The organism is Rhodococcus sp. HNM0569 (genome assembly GCF_012726205.1).
Lineage (GTDB): Bacteria > Actinomycetota > Actinomycetes > Mycobacteriales > Mycobacteriaceae > Rhodococcus_F.
Genome location: NZ_JAASAE010000003.1, coordinates 278,060 through 293,438, shown reverse-complemented (window position 1 = coordinate 293,438; position 15,379 = coordinate 278,060). Strand labels below are relative to the sequence as shown.

The window sequence follows — 15,379 nt, the reverse complement described above, 5'->3', positions numbered from 1 at the left end:
GAGGTGCCTTTCGTCGAGGATTCGTCGCCGTCCTCGAACCGTACGTCAATGTACGTTTTTGCGACCGCACAGGGGTCGCACCAGCGCGGTGGATACCCTCCGAGCATGGACAACCCGACCCGCCGCGATGCCGCACGCAATCGCGAGCGCCTCGTCTCGGCGGCTCGCCGCGCGTTCATGACGCTCGGGCCGGACGTCCCGCTCGAGGAGATCGCGAAGCTCGCCGAGGTCAGCCGGACCACGCTGCATCGGCACTTCGCCGACCGGGAGGCGCTGGCGTCGGCGGTACTCGAGCACAATGTCGACGAGATCGAGGCTCGCGCGACCGCCCTCGCCGGCACCGACGATGGCGCCGAGCGGCTCTACCACTACCTGCTCGACGTCCAGCTCGAGTCGCCGTGGCTGTCCCGGATCGTGGCGACAGCGGGCGACCCCGCCGGACTCGGCAGACTCGGCGAGCTCGCAGACCGCACCGCAGCCGCCCTCGAACCGCTGCTCGCCGAGGCCCACGAACGGGGGCGGGCACACCGATCGGTGACGATCGACGACGTGCTCGTGACACTTCCGATGGCGATGGCAGCTCAGGGTCCGGGCGTGCGGCGCGAGCGAGGCTGCGCGCACGTGCGCGCGGTGCTGCACCGCGGGTTGTTCACGACGGAACCGCCCGCGGGCAGCTGACGATCACGCCGAGACGATGGCCTCGAGCGCCGAGTAGAAGATGCCGAGGCCGTCGTCGCTGGGCCCGGTGAGCGGTTCGGTGGCGTGCTCGGGGTGCGGCATGAGGCCGACGACGCGTCCGTTGGCGGACGCGATGCCGGCGATGCCGCGCTGGGAGCCGTTCGGGTTGTCGCCCGCGTACCGGAACACGACGCGACCTTCGCCTTCGAGTTCGTCGAGGACGGCGTCGGACGCCTGGTAGCGGCCCTCGCCCGACTTGAGGGGGACGAGGATCTCGGCGCCGCTGTCGTAGCGCGTCGTCCAGGCCGTCGTGTTGTTCTCGACCTTCAGCCACTGGTCGCGGCACACGAAGTGCAGGCCCTCGTTGCGGGTGAGCGCGCCCGGCAGCAGCCCTGCCTCGCACAGCACCTGGAAACCGTTGCAGATGCCGAGGACCGGCATGCCGCCACCGGCCGCCTCGACGACCTTGCCCATGACTGGGGCGAACCGTGCGATCGCGCCTGCGCGCAGGTAATCGCCGTACGAGAAGCCGCCGGGCACGACGACCGCGTCGACGCCCTTCAGGTCGGCGTCGCCGTGCCACAGGCTCACGGCCTCGCCGCCCGCGAGGCGCACTGCGCGCGCCGCGTCGACGTCGTCGAGTGTGCCGGGGAAGGTGATGACTCCGATGCGTGCGCTCATGGCCGCGCTCACGCCTCGGTGGAGACGCGACGGACGGTCCAGTTCTCGATCACCGTGTTGGCGAGGAGGGCCTCGGCGATCTGTTCGAGCTGCGCGTCGTCGACACTGCCGTCGACCTCGAGCTCGAAGCGCTTGCCCTGGCGGACGTCGGTGATCCCGTTGAACCCGAGCCTCGGGAGCGCACCGGCAATGGCCTGCCCTTGCGGGTCGAGAATCTCGGCCTTGGGCATGACTTCCACGACGACACGAGCCACGTGCTGCTCCTCGGTAGTTGCGTTGCGTTCCGGCAGAGCACCGGACCGTCGCCAGTCTACCGACCGACTCCCCTGCGTTCCGCGCGTGGTAGGGGCGATACTCGGGGCATGCGACTGACCCACTTCGGACACAGCTGCGTTCTCGCCGAACTGAACGACACGACTGTCCTGTTCGACCCCGGCAACTTCTCGCACGGCTTCGAGGGCATCACCGGGCTCGACGCGGTCATGATCACCCACCAGCACCCCGACCACGTCGACGTCGCGCGACTGCCCGCGCTCGTCGAGAACAACCCGGGCGCGGCACTGTACTGCGATCCGCAGACCGCCACGCAGCTCGGCGACACGTGGACGCCGGTGCGGGCGGGCGACGAGTTCGACGTCGGCGGCATCCACGTCACCGGATCGGGCGGCATGCACGCGACGATCCACCCCGAACTGCCCACGATCGACAACACCGTCTACCTACTCGGCGACGCCGAGAATCCGGCTCGCCTGATGCACCCCGGCGACTCGCTGTACGTTCCCGACGTCGAGGTCGACGTGCTCGCGCTGCCCGCAGCGGCGCCGTGGCTGAAGATCTGGGAGGCCATCGACTACCTGCGCGCGGTCGCGCCGCGCGTCGCGGTGCCGATCCACCAGGCGATCATCGCGAACGAGGCCACCGGCATCTTCTACGGTCGCTACTCCGAGATGGCGGCCGAGCGCACCGAGTTCCGCGTCATGCCGGAGGAGAACTCGATCGAGGTGTGACGGGCTCGTCCGCCTCCCATTCGTTGACATCCGACACTTTGCGGCGCAAAGTGGACCCATGAACTCTGCATCGCAAAGTGAACCGAGCGCTGCAGCCGCCCGCGCGCTCACAGCCGATATCGCGCAGTGGTCGAGGCAGGGCAGGCGCATGGCCACGCCGTCCTGGTTCGTCCTGCTGTGCGTGTCCATCTCGATACTCGCGTGGATCCCCGCCTCTCTGCTGCTCGGCGACGCGAGCCACCTCTACTGGTATGCCGTCGCACCGTTGTCCGCCCTCGTCTCGGGCTGGTACTACGCCACCCGTCCGGCGCAACCCGCCGCGTGGCCGGGACTCGTGGGAATCGCGACAGGCGCGGTGATGCTGGTCGCGGTGCTCGCGATCGTGGCATTCGTCCGCGGTGACTGGGCCGACGCGGGCCCATGGCTCGTCCTCGGCTCAGGCCTGGGTGTCTTCGCGTCGTCGTGGCGTTCGCCGACCCTCGGAGCGGTCGCCGCGGCCACGCTGACCACGGTCGCAGTCGTCGCCGTCACCGATCCCGCACAGGGGCAGGCGATCCTGGCACTGGTCGTCGGTGTCGCGGCCGCACTCGGCGCTGCCGTCGACCTGGTGCGCGCCGAGGGCCTGCCGCGTTCCGCGGAACGCACGGCATGAGCGACCCGCACCCCGCTGTGAGCCTCGACGACGTGGTCCACCAACGCACCAGGCTCGGCGTTCTCGCACTCCTCAATTCAGGCGTGTCCCTGGAGTTCGGCGCCTTGCGGGACACACTGCACCTCACCGACGGCAACCTCAACCGGCACCTCAAGGTGCTCCAGGAAGCAGATCTCGTCGGCAGCGAGCGCCGCGGTTCCGGTCGGCCGAAAACCTGGGTGCACATCACCGACGCCGGCCGCAGTGCTCTTGCGGCCGAACTCGCCGCGCTGCGCGCCGTCATCGCCGCGGCCGAACATGCACCGGACGCCGACGGGTAGACCGCAGCGACCGCGACTCACGCCGCTGCGGCACTTCGTTCCCAGCGGTAGACACGCGGCACCGCGCCGTGCGCGAGGGCCGCGTCGACGGCATCGAGCAGAGCGGCGCGTGGCGCGGAACGTTGCAGCTGTCGGGCCGACACCGCGAGCCGGACCAGTCCGCCGTGCCGCGCACGTCGCCCCGCCGCGAGGACGAGTGCACGGCACCACCACTGCTCGCGGGGGTAACCGTCACCGATCGCGAGGATCCGCGAACGCACGCACGTGCCGCGCACGAGATCGTGCAACCCGTCCGCGGTGGCGAGCAGCCGGAACCCGGTCTGCGGCAAGGCCGCGACGGCGCCGGACGACGCCGTCCACCGCGGCGGCGCGAACAGCCGAGTACGCACACCGACGTGTTCGAGCACGCGGTCGGCGGCCAGTAGCCGGAGCCTGGCCTCGTGTTCGCCGAGTGCCGCGAACTCCGCTCGCCTGCGCTTGGTGGCGGCCTGGTCGTAGCCGTGCAGCACGATCGCGTCGCCGTGCTCGCGACGCGCGCGCAACCACTGCTGAGTGTCGTCGTCACGCACGAGCCGGTACGAGTCCTTCAGCCGCGGCGCGACGAGCAGAGACAGGGCGACTCCCCGCGCGTCCAGCTCGGATGCGAAGTCCGCCGCCGCGTCGCGAGTCGCGTCGCGGATCCCGGACACCGACACGATCAGCTGCGCCGTCATGTGCCCGAGTGTGCGCGCTCTGAATGAACGCCCGGCAAATCCGGCGTGTGGCGCACGCGACGAGCATGCGACCCGGCCGAGCCGATCTCGTCGAAGACCGCCGACGCCGCCTCCCTTCGCCCGCACCGGCTCTTGCTCTTCGCGCGGAGACGAACTCCGCCGAGGCAAGAACCGGAAAGCCCCGCAGGTGTTCGCAGTGAAGTACCGCATGCACGCCGAAGCGTCCACTCTGGGCGGGTGCATGGGGCCTGCTTGCGTACTACGCGCGTCTATGCGAGTAGTGGAATCGAATTCCTCTGCGCCGGTAGCGGTTCGCACGGTCCGAGTGGTGTCGGTGGTGGAGTGAACCACGGCATCTTGTCGTCGTCGTGGATCTCGACTCTCCATTTGCTGTGATGCAGGAATCGATGATGATGCCCGCACAGCAGCACGAGGTTGTCGAGATCGGTGGGTCCACCGTCGATCCACGGCACGATGTGGTGGGCTTCGGTCCATCCGGTCGGCACCCCGCACCCCGGGAAGGCGCAGCCACGATCGCGCACCCGCAGTGCTCGGCGCTGCGACGGCGTGACCAGGCGGGTGGTGCGGCCCATCGCGAGCGGCACACCCGCGTCGTCGACCACCACCGGGGTCACCTCGGAATCACACGCGGTCTTCCGGGCAGCCGCGAGGGACAAGGTTCCACCCCACGGCGTCCAGGGCACACGTGGCCCGTCCACACGGAGGCCGGAGGCGCCGTCGATGGCAGGCCCCTGGTTCTCCCGCAGGTCCCGCTCCCGGATCACCACCGTCAGGTGCGGTCGTTCGCCGGCCTCGTCACCCGTGCGCCCCGCGCCGAGGAACCGGCGTGCCACCTCCGTCAAAGCATCAGCACGCCGCTGCGACGGCGGCCGAGGGTCCCGGGTGCCGGCCTCGGCCGGGCGTGGCGCCGACAGCTTCGACAATGCCGCCTGCAGCAACTCACCCGACTCGGCATCCAAGTCGCCCCGCAGCAGGTAGCGGCCGTGCAGGGTGCGCGAGAGGTCGAACCGGTTGAGGTCGGCACGTTCGCTGTGTGGTGCCTCGTCGGTTTCGAACGTCGCCTCGAGGGTCGCCTTCACCCGCTGCATCCCACCGACCGTCCCGCGGAAGCCGGAGGCGAGGAAGAACGCCTCGCGGCACTCCCGCTTCGCTTCGACGAAAGCCTCCGGTTCCTCGACAGCGTTCGGAAAACCACCGGGTAGGTGTTCGAAGAAGTCGCACATGATCTGCGCATGCTTCGCCGACACCTCCACCGAGGCAACCATTTCCGCGATCTCCGGCGCCTGCAACAACGACCCTGCCAGAGCGACGATCCCCCGCGCCTCACCGATCTCCAACAGGGTGTGCGCTGCCAACCACGCGGCACTGTCGCGATACCCGGCGTCGACCGCCACGCGGCGAACCTCGACCTCGCCCATCACCGCGACACGCCGCGCCTGCAATTCGGCGATCACCCGCGACAGCTCGACCGCTTCCGCGAGCAACTCGCCGTCAGCCGACTGCCACGGCTCACCGCCAGATGCGTCTACTGCTGATTCCCCCGACCCCATGAAACGACATTAATAGAACGAATGTTCGAAGTCAACGGTTCGACGCGAACAATTCCGAGCAAGTCTGCGATCGAATTCGGCGATCACAGGCAGTGCGTTGATGCCTACGCCTCCGGGTAGCGATCGGGTCACCCGCGATACCGCACGCGGCGGCAGACAGGTTAGCCTTACCTGTGCGTACCCCGAGGTTGGGCTCACCGGGAACAGCGCAGACAATGCACAGGACAAGGACGGTTCCGGTATGAAGAAGACCCTCGTCGCGCCGATCGCGCTCGCTTCCGTGCTCGCGCTCGCCGCGTGTGGCTCGAGCGACGATTCCGGCGACGCGGCGACCGGCGGCGTCGGCTTCCCCGTCACGATCGCGCACAAGTACGGCGAGACGACCGTCGAGTCGGCGCCGTCGCGCGTCGTCAGCGTGGGCTTCAACGACCAGGACTTCGTTCTGGCGCTCGGCGAGGAGCCCGTCGCGACGCGCGCGTTCAGTGGCTACGACTACAAGCAGCGTCCGTGGGCGCAGGAGCAGCTGGGCGGCACCGAACTGCCCGAGGTGGGCGAGATGACGCTCGACGTCGAGAAGGTGGCGGCGCAGGATCCCGACCTGCTGCTCGGCACGTACTCGCTGCTCGAACAGGGCGAGTACGAGCAGCTGTCGGCTCTCGCGCCGACCGTCGGCGACGTGCAGGGACCGGACGGCGGCTCGGGCACCTGGCAGCAGCAACTCGACGCGATCGGCCGCGCGCTCGGCAAGCACGACGAGGCGCAGCAGGTGCAGGCGAGCGTCGAATCCGCATTCACCGACGCCCGGTCGGCCAACCCGCAGTTCGAGGGCCGCACCGCCGCGATCGCGATGTACATGGACGACGGCACGTTCTACATCTTCGAACCCGAGGACCCGCGCGCCCACTTCTTCGCCGACCTCGGCTTCGCCGCTCCCGCGCAGACCGGCAAGGTGAGCCCCGAGCGGCTCGACCTCCTCGACCAGGACACGCTCGTCGTGCTGGGTGCCACGAAGGAGAAGCTGGCGTCCGATCCCGCGTTCGCGGCACTGAATGTCGTCGAGGACGACCGCACCGTCTACCTCGGCGAGTTCGGCACCGACGTGCCCGCAGCACTCGGATTCGCGAGCCCGCTCAGCTTCCCGTTCGCGCTCGACGCGACCGTGCCTGCATTGTCGGCCGCGACCGACGACGACCCCGCGACCGCAGTGCCTGCCGTCGGCTGACCGGCTCTGGCCGGCTGACCACGCAGGGTTTTCGACAACGCCACGCCCACGAGCAGCACGGCACCGACGACGGCGATGAAGACGCCGATCCGGTGCAGGCCGCCGTCGGTGAACCCCGTGTGGTGCGTGGCGAGTTCGATGACGACGGCGGCGAGGTTGGCACCGATGTACTGGATCATGCGGTAGAGCCCCAGCGCGGTGCCGACCTCGCGCACACTCGTGACGGCGTTGATCAGATTCTGGTTGCCCATGTTGTTGAACCCGTTGGGCACACCGAGCACGCACGCGACGAGCAGCAGGACGAGCACCGGCGTCGAATCACGCTCGACGACCGCGAGCAGGACGCCGCCGAGCAGCAGGCCCGCGGTGCCCACCGCGAGCGTCGGCCGGGCGCCCGAGACCGCGAACAACCGCGACGCGAGAATCGTCGACACGATCCCGATGCCTGCGACCGGCAGCATCAACAGGCCCGCGGTGCCCGCCGAGAATCCGCGGGACACCTGTAGCCACTGCGGCAGGCCGAAGAAGATGCAGTAGAAGGCCGTGTAGGTGACGAGGGTGCGCGCCAGCGTGAGCCCGAGGGCAGGATTCCCGGCGATCGTACGGACGTCGATGAACGGCTCGTCGGCGTGCATCTCCCACGCGACGAACACCACCGCAGTCGCGACGACCACCGGCACGAGCCACCAGAGCGGCGCGCCGGTGAGCGAGAGCAGCAGGAACATCACACTCGTGACCACCCCGACGAACAACGCCATGCCGACCGGATCCATCGAGTGCACGAATCCGGCACGAGCGCGTACGGCCGTCTCGTCGCGCGGCCGGTCGCGCGGCACGGTGCGCAGCACCCACACCGCGGTGAGCACGACCATCGGGATGTTGACCCACATGATCGACTGCCAGCCGAACACGCCGACGAGCACACCTCCGACGGTCGGCCCGAGGGCGACCATCGACTGGGAGCACACCGTGAGTATCGCGATGGCGGAATGCGTTTGGGCACCACGACGCTCCGCGATCGCCCGCACGATGGTCATCGCGGTCGGATACTGGCTCGCCGTGCCGATACCCAGGATCACGCGCGCAACGATCAGCCAGGTGAGCGACGGTGCGAGCGCACCGAGGATCGAACCCGCGGCGATCAGCGCGAGACCCGACAGGTAGACGCGGCGCGGCCCGAGCAGCACACCGAGCTTGCCCGCCGTGGGAGCCGTGACGGCAGTCGCGATGTAGAGCGCCGAGATGACCCACGAGATACCGGCACCGGATCCGTAGTGCGCGGCGATCCCGACGACCGCGACGGCGATCATCGACGAGTTGAGCGCCTGCAGCATCGCCCCGGACCCGAGCCCGAGGGACACCGAACGCGGAACGGTGGGCGCCGCGTCGAGAGTGCGGGTCACCGGTGCGGCTCCCCCGCGCCACGTTCCGGCCTGCCGAGGTCACGCATGATGCGGCCGGCGAGGAAGAGGATGTCCCGCTCGTGCGGCGTGCACTCGGTCTCGAGCAGTTCGGCGAGCCATGCGGACCGCAGTGCGCGGTCGGCCTCGAGCATCTCGTGCCCGTACTCGGTGATCGACACGAGGCTCGCACGGGCGTCGGACGGGTCCGGAACGCGGGCCACCATGTCACCTTCTTCGAGGATCGCCAACGTGCGCGCGATCGACTGGGGCGTGACCTGCTCGAACCCCGCGAGCTCGCGCGCCGACATCGAACCCTCACGTTCGAGATGCCCCAGCGCCTGCAGCTGCGACGGCGTGAGCTTGTGGTCGCCGCGCTCGCTGCGCAGACGCCGGAAGAACGCCGAGACGTCGTCGCGGAAGGCGACGACGTCTCGGAACGAAGGGTCTCGGAAGGAAGGAGCGTTGCTGTCCACCGAGTCCGTCATATTAGCCAGTCTAACTGGCTATCAGGCTGGCTTCAAACGGCTCCTCATGCGAGAAAAGCTGGAAGGTTGATCAGCTGCGCTGACTATCAGCGAGGCAGTGCCTCTTCGATCGCGGCGATCACCTCGGGGGCGTCCGGCTCGGTCTTCGGACGGAAGCGGCGCACCACCGTGCCGTCGGGCGCGACGAGGAACTTCTCGAAGTTCCACTGGACGTCGCCTGCCTCGCCCGAGTCGTCGGCGGTCTTGGTGAGCTCGGTGTAGATCGCGTGCCGGTTCTCGCCGTTGACGTCGATCTTCTCCGTGAGCGGGAAGGTGACGCCGTAGGTCGTCGAGCAGAACGTCTGGATCTCTTCGGGTGTGCCGGGCTCCTGGCCCATGAACTGGTTGCACGGGAAGCCCACGACGGTCAGGCCGCGGTCGGCGTACTCGGTGGCGAGCTTCTCGAGGGCCGCGTACTGCGGCGTGAGGCCGCACTTCGACGCGACGTTGACCGCGAGCACCGCGCGGCCGTCGTACTCGCCGAGCGACGTCGGGTTGCCGCCGAGGGTGCTGATTCCGATGTTCTGCAGAGCTGTCGTCATGGCACCAACGTAGCGCGCCGCCGCTCCCCCAGCCGTACTGCCGCGGACGCGATTGCGTCCGCGGCAGTGACAGCCCGGGAGCGGCAGCGGTTACGAATGCCGGGCGGGCGCGTCGACGGCCGCGCGCTCGGTGTCCTCCACGGTCGCGCCGGACTCGGCGGCCTTCGCTTCGGCAGCTTCCGGTTCGTCCTCGTCGAGCATCGTCGTCTCGTCGAACGGCAGTTCGCCGGAGAGCACCTGCTTGGCGCGGTCGCCGTCGAAGCTGTCGGTCCACGAGCCGACGAGAATCGCGGCGACGGCATTGCCCGAGAAGTTCGTGACGGCACGCGCTTCCGACATGAAGCGGTCGATGCCGACGATCATGCCGACTCCGTCGAGCAGCTCGGGCCGGTGGCTCTGCAGTCCGCCCGCCAGGGTCGCGAGGCCCGCACCGCTCACGCCCGCGGCGCCCTTCGACGCGACGATCATGAAGACCAGCAGCGAGATCTGCTCGGGAAGAGACAGCGGCTGTCCCATCGCGTCGGCGATGAAGATCGACGCCATCGTCAGGTAGATCGCGGTGCCGTCGAGGTTGAACGAGTACCCGGTCGGCACGACCACGCCGACGGTCGTGCGCTCGACGCCGACGTGCTCCATCTTGGCGATCAGCCGCGGCAGGGCCGACTCGGACGACGACGTCGCGAAGATCAGCAGGTACTCGCGGGCGAGGTACTTCACGAGCTTGAAGATCGACACGCCCGCGCCGATCCGCAGGATCGCACCGAGCACGCCGAACACGAAGATCAGGCACGTGAGGTAGAAGCCGAGCATCAGGGCCGCGAGTTGCACGACGGCGTCGAGACCCGTTTGCCCGACCACATTCGCGATCGCACCGAAGGCGCCGATCGGCGCGAGCCACAGCACCATCGACAGGATCTTGAACACGAGCTTCTGGATGTGCCCGATACCGCGCAGGATCGGCTCGCCCTGCTTGCCGAGCGCCTGCACGGCGAAGCCGACGAGCAGAGCGACGAACAGCGTCTGGAGCACGCTGCCCTCGGTGAGCGAGGACAGCAGCGAGGTCGGGATGATCGACGACACGAAGTCGACGAACCCGCCCGACTCGTGGGCCTTCTCGGCGTAGCTCGCACCGGAGCCCGCGTTCGCAGCATCGACGTGCAGGCCACTGCCCGGGTTCAGGAGATTGCCGACGACGAGACCGATGCCGAGCGCGACGGTCGACATGCCGATGAAGTAGGTGAGTGCGAGGCCGCCGACCTTGCCGACCTTCGCGGCCGCCTTCACCGAGCCGATGCCGAGCACGATCGTGCAGAAGATGACCGGCGAGATCATCATCTTGATCAGGTCGACGAACATGGTGCCCAGCACTCCCACCGATTCGCCGACGCCCGGCGCGAGCCAGCCGACGAGGACGCCCGCGACGACGGCGACGATCACCCCGATGTAGAGCCAGTGGGTTCGGTCACGCTTTGCGCTCTTCCGCGCAGGCGACTGCGCGGAAGCTGTCCCCTCGGCAGGGCTCATGGGGCGGCCTCCAGGTCTTCGCTGTGTCGTTTTCCGTGACGCCGACCACACCTGGTGACCGGAATCAGGACCGTGGAGAATGTGTCAGGTGTCCGCCGTTCGGCGGAAGCTTGTGGTCTTTTCGTTCAGGAGAGTTGTGTCACCCACCGTGCGTAGGCCGGCCAGCGTGGCCACGCGACTCTTCCTGTGGCAGCTGCTGCTGCTGACGGCCGTCGTCGTCGCGGGCACCACGGTCGCCGTCGTGCACGAACAGCACCGCACCGAGGACGAGGCACGGCACACGGTCAGCGACGTCGCACAGTCGCTCGCGCTGTCGGACGGCACGGTGGCGGCGCTGCGCGACCCGGACCCGAGTGCGGTGCTGCAACCCGAGACCGAACGCATCCGTGTCGCGACGGGAGTCGACTTCATCGTCGTCATGACCCCCGACCGGGTGCGCTACACGCACACCGATCCGTCGCGCATCGGCGGCCGGTTCACCGGCACGATCGAACCCGCGCTGCGCGGTGACACCTTCACCGAGACGTACGAGGGATCGCTCGGCCCGTCGGTGCGTGCGGTGTCCCCGGTGTACGCGGGCGACGAACTCGTCGGGCTCGTCTCGGTCGGCCTCACGACGGCCCGCATCGGCTCGCAGGTCACGCCCACGGTCGCCACGATCGTGGCGATCGCGGCTGCCGGGCTCGTCGTCGCGGCCGCCGGCTCGCTCGCGCTCAGCAGGCGACTACGTCGTCAGACGCTCGGCCTCGGGCCGGACGAGCTGCGCAGGCTCTACGAGCACCACGACGCGGTGCTGCACTCGATGGGCGAAGGACTCGTCGTCCTCGACGAGAACGGCGCCGTCGGCGTCGTCAACGACGAAGCTCGGCGGCTGCTCGGCATCGGGTCCGGGCCGGTCACCGCCGACGACGTGCCCGATTCGCTCACCAGGGGCCCGCACACCGCACCCGACGACCGCGGCGAGGTGCACCTCGTCGGCGACCGCGTCCTCGTCGTCCGCAGGCAACCGCTGCACTTCGACGGGCGGGACATCGGCACCGTGCTCACCCTGCGCGACCGCACCGAATTGCAGACGGTGCTGGGCGAACTCGACTCGGTGCGCGGTTTCGCGCAGGCGCTCGAGTCGCAGGCACACGAATCGGCGAACCGGATGCACACCCTCATCACGATGATCGAACTCGGCCGCTACGACGACGCCGTGCAGTTCGCGACGGACGATCTGCGCCTGTCGCAGGGGCTGATCGACCGGCTCACGTCGTCGGTGCACGAGCCGGCGCTCGCGGCATTGCTGCTCGGGAAGGTCGGCGCGGCGGCGACCCACGGCGTCGAGCTCACCGTCACCGACGGCACCGCGCTCGACTCGTCGGCTCCGCTGACCCCGCACGAACTCGTCACCGTCGTCGGCAATCTCGTCGACAATGCCGTCGACGCGGCAGCCGATCAACCGGGCGACGGGTGGGTCGAGGTGGGTGTGCACCGCGACGCGGGCGCGCTCACGGTGTCGGTCACCGACAGCGGGGCGGGCATGAGCGCCGACGAGTTCGCCCGCGCCACCGAGCGCGGCTACTCGACCAAGCCCACCGGCCACGGACTCGGTCTGGCGCTCGTCACGCAGGTCGTACGCAGGCACGGCGGCACGATTCGGAGTGTCCGCGAGCCCGAATCACGTGTCGTCGTGGAGATTCCGGACGATCGGGGGCAGGCGTGATCCGGGTGCTGATCGTCGAGGACGAGACGCGCATCGCCGAGGCGCATCGCGCGTACGTCGCGCGGGTGCCGGGCTTCGAGGTGCACTCTGTGGTGCACGACGGCACGAGCGCGCTGCGCGTCGTCACCGCCGCCGCCCGCACCGCCGAGCCCGTCGACCTCGTACTCCTCGACCTCGGCTTGCCGGACGCGAACGGTCTCGACGTCGCTGCCGCGATGAGCCGGGTGCGGCCGAGCCCGGACGTCATCGCGATCACGTCGGCGCGCGAACTCGACGCGGTGCGCACCGCCGTCGCCCGCGGCGTCGCGCTGTACCTGTTGAAGCCGTTCACGTTCGCGGCCTTCCGCGACAAACTCGAGCGCTACCGCGAGTACCGCGACGCGCTCACGCCGGGGCCCTCCGCGCTGGCCCAGCAGGACATCGACCGTGCGATGGCCGCACTGCGCACGACCGACGAGCGGGCCGCGACGCCGAAAGGCGTGTCGCCGCAGACCCTCGACAGTGTCGTCGCGTGCATGCGCGACGCCACCGAACCGCTCACCGCGGCCGAAGTCGCGGCGCGCGTGGGTCTTTCCCGGGTGTCCGCGCGACGCTATCTCGAACAGCTCACCCGCGACGGCGTCGTCGAGAAGCACCCCGAATACGGCAAACCGGGGCGCCCACTGATCCGCTACACGACCCGCTGAGCCGTCACTCGGCGGCGTCGAGCCCGAGCACGTCCAAAATCCACGCGAACTCGAACGCCATCTCGCGCCACTTCTCGTAGCGTCCGCTGACACCGCCGTGACCCGCGCTCATCTCGGTCTTGAGCAGCAGCGGTGAGTCGCCGGTCTTGGTGGCACGCAGCTTCGCGACCCACTTCGCCGGCTCGACGTACAGCACACGCGTGTCGTTGATGCTCGTGATCGCGAGGATCGCCGGATAGTCCTTGGCCTCGACGTTCTCGTACGGGCTGTACGAGCGCATGTACTCGTAGACCTGCGGGTCCGCGAGCGGGTTGCCCCACTCGTCCCACTCGATCACGGTGAGCGGCAAGGACGGGTCGAGGATCGAGGTGAGCGGATCGACGAACGGCACGTTCGCGAGGATGCCCGCGAACAGCTCGGGCGCCATGTTCGCCACCGCGCCCATCAGCAGACCACCCGCGCTGCCGCCGTCGGCGACCAGCTTCTGCGGCGTGGTGAGCCCGGTGTCGATCAGGTGCCGCGCCGACGCGACGAAGTCGGTGAAGGTGTTCTTCTTCGTGAGCGTCTTGCCGTTGTCGTACCAGTGCCTGCCCATCTCGCCGCCGCCGCGCACGTGCGCGACGACGAAGACGACCCCGCGGTCGAGCAGAGACAACCGGGCCACCGAGAACGACGGGTCCATGCTCGCCTCGTACGAGCCGTAGCCGTACAGCACCACCGGCTGCGGGCCCGACACCGACGCGTCGCGCTTGCGCACGATCGACAGTGGGATACGCGTGCCGTCGTCGGCGGTGGCCCATTCGCGACGCTGCTCGTAGTCGTCGGCGTCGAAGTCGCCGAGCACGGGTTGCGCCTTGAGTAAACGCATCTCGCCGGTACCGAGCTCGAGGTCGTACACCTGGGCCGGCGTGACGAAGGACGTGAACACCAGCCGAAGCGTCGGCTGCGACCACTCCGGGTTGGAGCCGAGCCCGACGCTGTAGAGCTCCTGCTCGAAGTCGATCTCGCTCGGGTCGCCGTAGCCGGCGTCGGTGAGCTTCCACACCGCGAGCCGGGTGAGCGCCTCGCGCCGGTACCCGAGCACCAGGTGGTCGGCGAACGCCTCGACGTCCTCGAGCCGCACGTCGTGGCGGTGCTCGATGAGCGTGCGCAGCGCCGACGGGTCGTCGACCGGCGCGTCCGCGAGCACGAAGTTCTCGGCCTTGACGCCGTCGATCTCGTCGTTGTGCAGGATCAGGAAGCGGTCCTCGCCCGCGACGACCGCATGCTCCACCGCGTACTCGACGCCGTCGCGGCGCGGCAGCACGACGCGGAACTCGCCCTCGGGCTCCTGCGAGTCGAGGACCCACACCTCGCTCGTGATCTTGGAACCGACCCAGATCATCACGTACTTCTCGCTGCGCGTCGATCCGACAGACACCCAGAAGCGCTCGTCCGGCTCGTGGAACGCCGCGACGTCGTCCTCGCGCGGCGTGCCGAGCTTGTGCCGCCACACCGTGTCGGGGCGCCACGAGTCGTCGACGGTCAGGTAGAAGACGTGGGTGTGGTCGACTGCCCATGTGGCTCCCGGTGCGGCGCCGGTGATCTCGTCGGGCAGCAGCTCGCCGGTGGTGAGGTCCTTGAAGCGCAGCGTGTACCGCTCGTCGCCGCGGGTATCGGTCGAGTACGCGAGCAGCGTTCCGTCCTCGCTGACGGAGAACGCGCCGATCGCGAAGAAGTCGTGTCCTTCGGCGGCGGCGTTGCCGTCGAGCAGCACCTGTTCACCCTCGGGGGACGTCCCGGGCACGAGTTCGGGCGGCGTCCAGTCGTCGGGGCCGGCTGCGGGGCAACGGCACTGGATCGGGTACTGCTTGCCCTCCTCGGTGCGCCCGTAGTACCACCAGTCCCCCATGCGTATGGGCACGGACATGTCGGTTTCCTGCGTACGGGCCTTGATCTCGCCGAACACCTTCTCGCGCAGCGGCGCGAGGTGCGCGGTCTGCTGGTCGGTGTACGCGTTCTCGGCCTCGAGGTACGCGACGACCTCGGGATCTTCCTTGTCGCGCAACCACTCGTACTCGTCGACGAAGGTGTGTCCGTGATGTTCGCGCGGGTTCGGCACCCGCTTCGCGATCGGCGCCTCGATGCGCTGCGCGTCAGCCGTCATGT

15 protein-coding genes and 1 pseudogene are annotated in these 15,379 nt (G+C 69.1%); 7 read left to right on the top strand and 9 right to left on the bottom strand.

The annotated features are described in order from the left end of the window. The first annotated feature begins 105 nt into the window (after positions 1-105). Positions 106-678 (top strand): TetR/AcrR family transcriptional regulator, encoded by a 573-nt coding sequence (locus HCA44_RS05995; protein WP_169647609.1) that lies wholly within the window; start codon positions 106-108, stop codon positions 676-678. A 3-nt stretch (positions 679-681) separates the two neighbouring features. Here the strand turns inward: HCA44_RS05995 and purQ are convergent, their stop codons facing one another. Continuing rightward, positions 682-1,359: a phosphoribosylformylglycinamidine synthase subunit PurQ gene (purQ, locus tag HCA44_RS05990; RefSeq protein ID WP_169647608.1), complete on the bottom strand. Its 678-nt coding sequence runs from the start codon at positions 1,357-1,359 to the stop codon at positions 682-684. Between the two features lie 8 nt (positions 1,360-1,367). Continuing rightward, positions 1,368-1,613, bottom strand: coding sequence for a phosphoribosylformylglycinamidine synthase subunit PurS (gene purS, locus HCA44_RS05985; protein ID WP_169647607.1), 246 nt, complete (start codon positions 1,611-1,613; stop codon positions 1,368-1,370). A gap of 108 nt (positions 1,614-1,721) precedes the next feature. On the opposite strand from purS, the gene HCA44_RS05980 reads away from it, so the two are divergent. Genes HCA44_RS05980 through HCA44_RS05970 form a run of 3 tightly spaced genes read left to right on the top strand, consistent with a single transcriptional unit; the run spans position 1,722 to position 3,338 of the window. Beyond that, positions 1,722-2,366, top strand: a complete 645-nt coding sequence (locus HCA44_RS05980; protein ID WP_169647606.1) for an MBL fold metallo-hydrolase — start codon at positions 1,722-1,724, stop codon at positions 2,364-2,366. A gap of 58 nt (positions 2,367-2,424) precedes the next feature. Next, a complete protein-coding gene (locus HCA44_RS05975; protein ID WP_169647605.1) occupies positions 2,425-3,018 on the top strand; it encodes a hypothetical protein in 594 nt (197 codons plus the stop codon). Further along, positions 3,015-3,338 (top strand): transcriptional regulator, encoded by a 324-nt coding sequence (locus tag HCA44_RS05970; protein ID WP_169647604.1) that lies wholly within the window; start codon positions 3,015-3,017, stop codon positions 3,336-3,338. Before HCA44_RS05975 ends, HCA44_RS05970 begins: the two co-directional genes overlap by 4 nt. 17 nt (positions 3,339-3,355) lie before the next feature. Here HCA44_RS05970 and HCA44_RS05965 read toward each other — a convergent pair whose 3' ends face one another. Together HCA44_RS05965 and HCA44_RS05960 are read right to left on the bottom strand one after the other, a co-directional pair. Then, entirely contained in the window at positions 3,356-4,051 is a 696-nt protein-coding gene (locus HCA44_RS05965) for a DUF2334 domain-containing protein (RefSeq protein WP_169647603.1), read from the bottom strand. A gap of 269 nt (positions 4,052-4,320) precedes the next feature. Beyond that, a complete protein-coding gene (locus HCA44_RS05960) occupies positions 4,321-5,622 on the bottom strand; it encodes an HNH endonuclease signature motif containing protein (protein ID WP_169647602.1) in 1,302 nt (433 codons plus the stop codon). 100 nt (positions 5,623-5,722) lie between these two features. On the opposite strand from HCA44_RS05960, the pseudogene HCA44_RS20935 reads away from it, so the two are divergent. After that, positions 5,723-6,643 (top strand): annotated as a pseudogene (locus tag HCA44_RS20935) (ABC transporter substrate-binding protein); the annotation flags it as partial. 53 nt (positions 6,644-6,696) lie between these two features. Here HCA44_RS20935 and HCA44_RS05955 read toward each other — a convergent pair. The 4 genes from HCA44_RS05955 to HCA44_RS05940 all read right to left on the bottom strand — a co-directional run bounded on the left by HCA44_RS05955 (position 6,697) and on the right by HCA44_RS05940 (position 10,837). Beyond that, positions 6,697-8,178, bottom strand: a complete 1,482-nt coding sequence (locus HCA44_RS05955; protein WP_169647790.1) for an MFS transporter — start codon at positions 8,176-8,178, stop codon at positions 6,697-6,699. 65 nt (positions 8,179-8,243) lie between these two features. After that, positions 8,244-8,732 carry a MarR family transcriptional regulator gene (locus tag HCA44_RS05950; RefSeq protein WP_169647601.1) on the bottom strand — a complete coding sequence of 163 codons (489 nt, stop codon included), beginning with the start codon at positions 8,730-8,732 and terminating at the stop codon, positions 8,244-8,246. Between the two features lie 86 nt (positions 8,733-8,818). Beyond that, the gene (locus tag HCA44_RS05945; RefSeq protein WP_169647600.1) at positions 8,819-9,313 is read right to left on the bottom strand and encodes a glutathione peroxidase; all 495 of its coding nucleotides are present in this window, start codon (positions 9,311-9,313) and stop codon (positions 8,819-8,821) included. A 90-nt stretch (positions 9,314-9,403) separates the two neighbouring features. After that, a complete protein-coding gene (locus tag HCA44_RS05940; protein ID WP_169647599.1) occupies positions 9,404-10,837 on the bottom strand; it encodes a cation:dicarboxylase symporter family transporter in 1,434 nt (477 codons plus the stop codon). Positions 10,838-10,973: 136 nt separating this feature from the next. On the opposite strand from HCA44_RS05940, the gene HCA44_RS05935 reads away from it, so the two are divergent. After that, complete coding sequence (locus tag HCA44_RS05935; protein WP_346764595.1) at positions 10,974-12,545, top strand: sensor histidine kinase; 1,572 nt, start codon at positions 10,974-10,976, stop codon at positions 12,543-12,545. After that, positions 12,542-13,231: a response regulator gene (locus tag HCA44_RS05930; protein WP_169647597.1), complete on the top strand. Its 690-nt coding sequence runs from the start codon at positions 12,542-12,544 to the stop codon at positions 13,229-13,231. Before HCA44_RS05935 ends, HCA44_RS05930 begins: the two co-directional genes overlap by 4 nt. Positions 13,232-13,235: 4 nt before the next feature. Here the strand turns inward: HCA44_RS05930 and HCA44_RS05925 are convergent, their stop codons facing one another. Next, the gene (locus HCA44_RS05925) at positions 13,236-15,377 is read right to left on the bottom strand and encodes a S9 family peptidase (RefSeq protein ID WP_169647596.1); all 2,142 of its coding nucleotides are present in this window, start codon (positions 15,375-15,377) and stop codon (positions 13,236-13,238) included. Between the last annotated feature and the right edge of the window lie 2 nt (positions 15,378-15,379).

Bases quoted from the DNA above. Each gene is read 5' to 3' on its own strand.
- HCA44_RS05995 (WP_169647609.1), top strand. From the start codon at position 106: ATGGACAACCCGACCCGCCGCGATGCCGCACGCAATCGCGAGCGCCTC.
- purQ (WP_169647608.1), bottom strand. From the start codon at position 1,359: ATGAGCGCACGCATCGGAGTCATCACCTTCCCCGGCACACTCGACGAC.
- HCA44_RS05980 (WP_169647606.1), top strand. From the start codon at position 1,722: ATGCGACTGACCCACTTCGGACACAGCTGCGTTCTCGCCGAACTGAAC.
- HCA44_RS05975 (WP_169647605.1), top strand. From the start codon at position 2,425: ATGAACTCTGCATCGCAAAGTGAACCGAGCGCTGCAGCCGCCCGCGCG.
- HCA44_RS05970 (WP_169647604.1), top strand. From the start codon at position 3,015: ATGAGCGACCCGCACCCCGCTGTGAGCCTCGACGACGTGGTCCACCAA.
- HCA44_RS05965 (WP_169647603.1), bottom strand. From the start codon at position 4,051: ATGACGGCGCAGCTGATCGTGTCGGTGTCCGGGATCCGCGACGCGACT.
- HCA44_RS05960 (WP_169647602.1), bottom strand. From the start codon at position 5,622: ATGGGGTCGGGGGAATCAGCAGTAGACGCATCTGGCGGTGAGCCGTGG.
- HCA44_RS05955 (WP_169647790.1), bottom strand. From the start codon at position 8,178: ATGCTGCAGGCGCTCAACTCGTCGATGATCGCCGTCGCGGTCGTCGGG.
- HCA44_RS05950 (WP_169647601.1), bottom strand. From the start codon at position 8,732: ATGACGGACTCGGTGGACAGCAACGCTCCTTCCTTCCGAGACCCTTCG.
- HCA44_RS05945 (WP_169647600.1), bottom strand. From the start codon at position 9,313: ATGACGACAGCTCTGCAGAACATCGGAATCAGCACCCTCGGCGGCAAC.
- HCA44_RS05940 (WP_169647599.1), bottom strand. From the start codon at position 10,837: ATGAGCCCTGCCGAGGGGACAGCTTCCGCGCAGTCGCCTGCGCGGAAG.
- HCA44_RS05925 (WP_169647596.1), bottom strand. From the start codon at position 15,377: ATGACGGCTGACGCGCAGCGCATCGAGGCGCCGATCGCGAAGCGGGTG.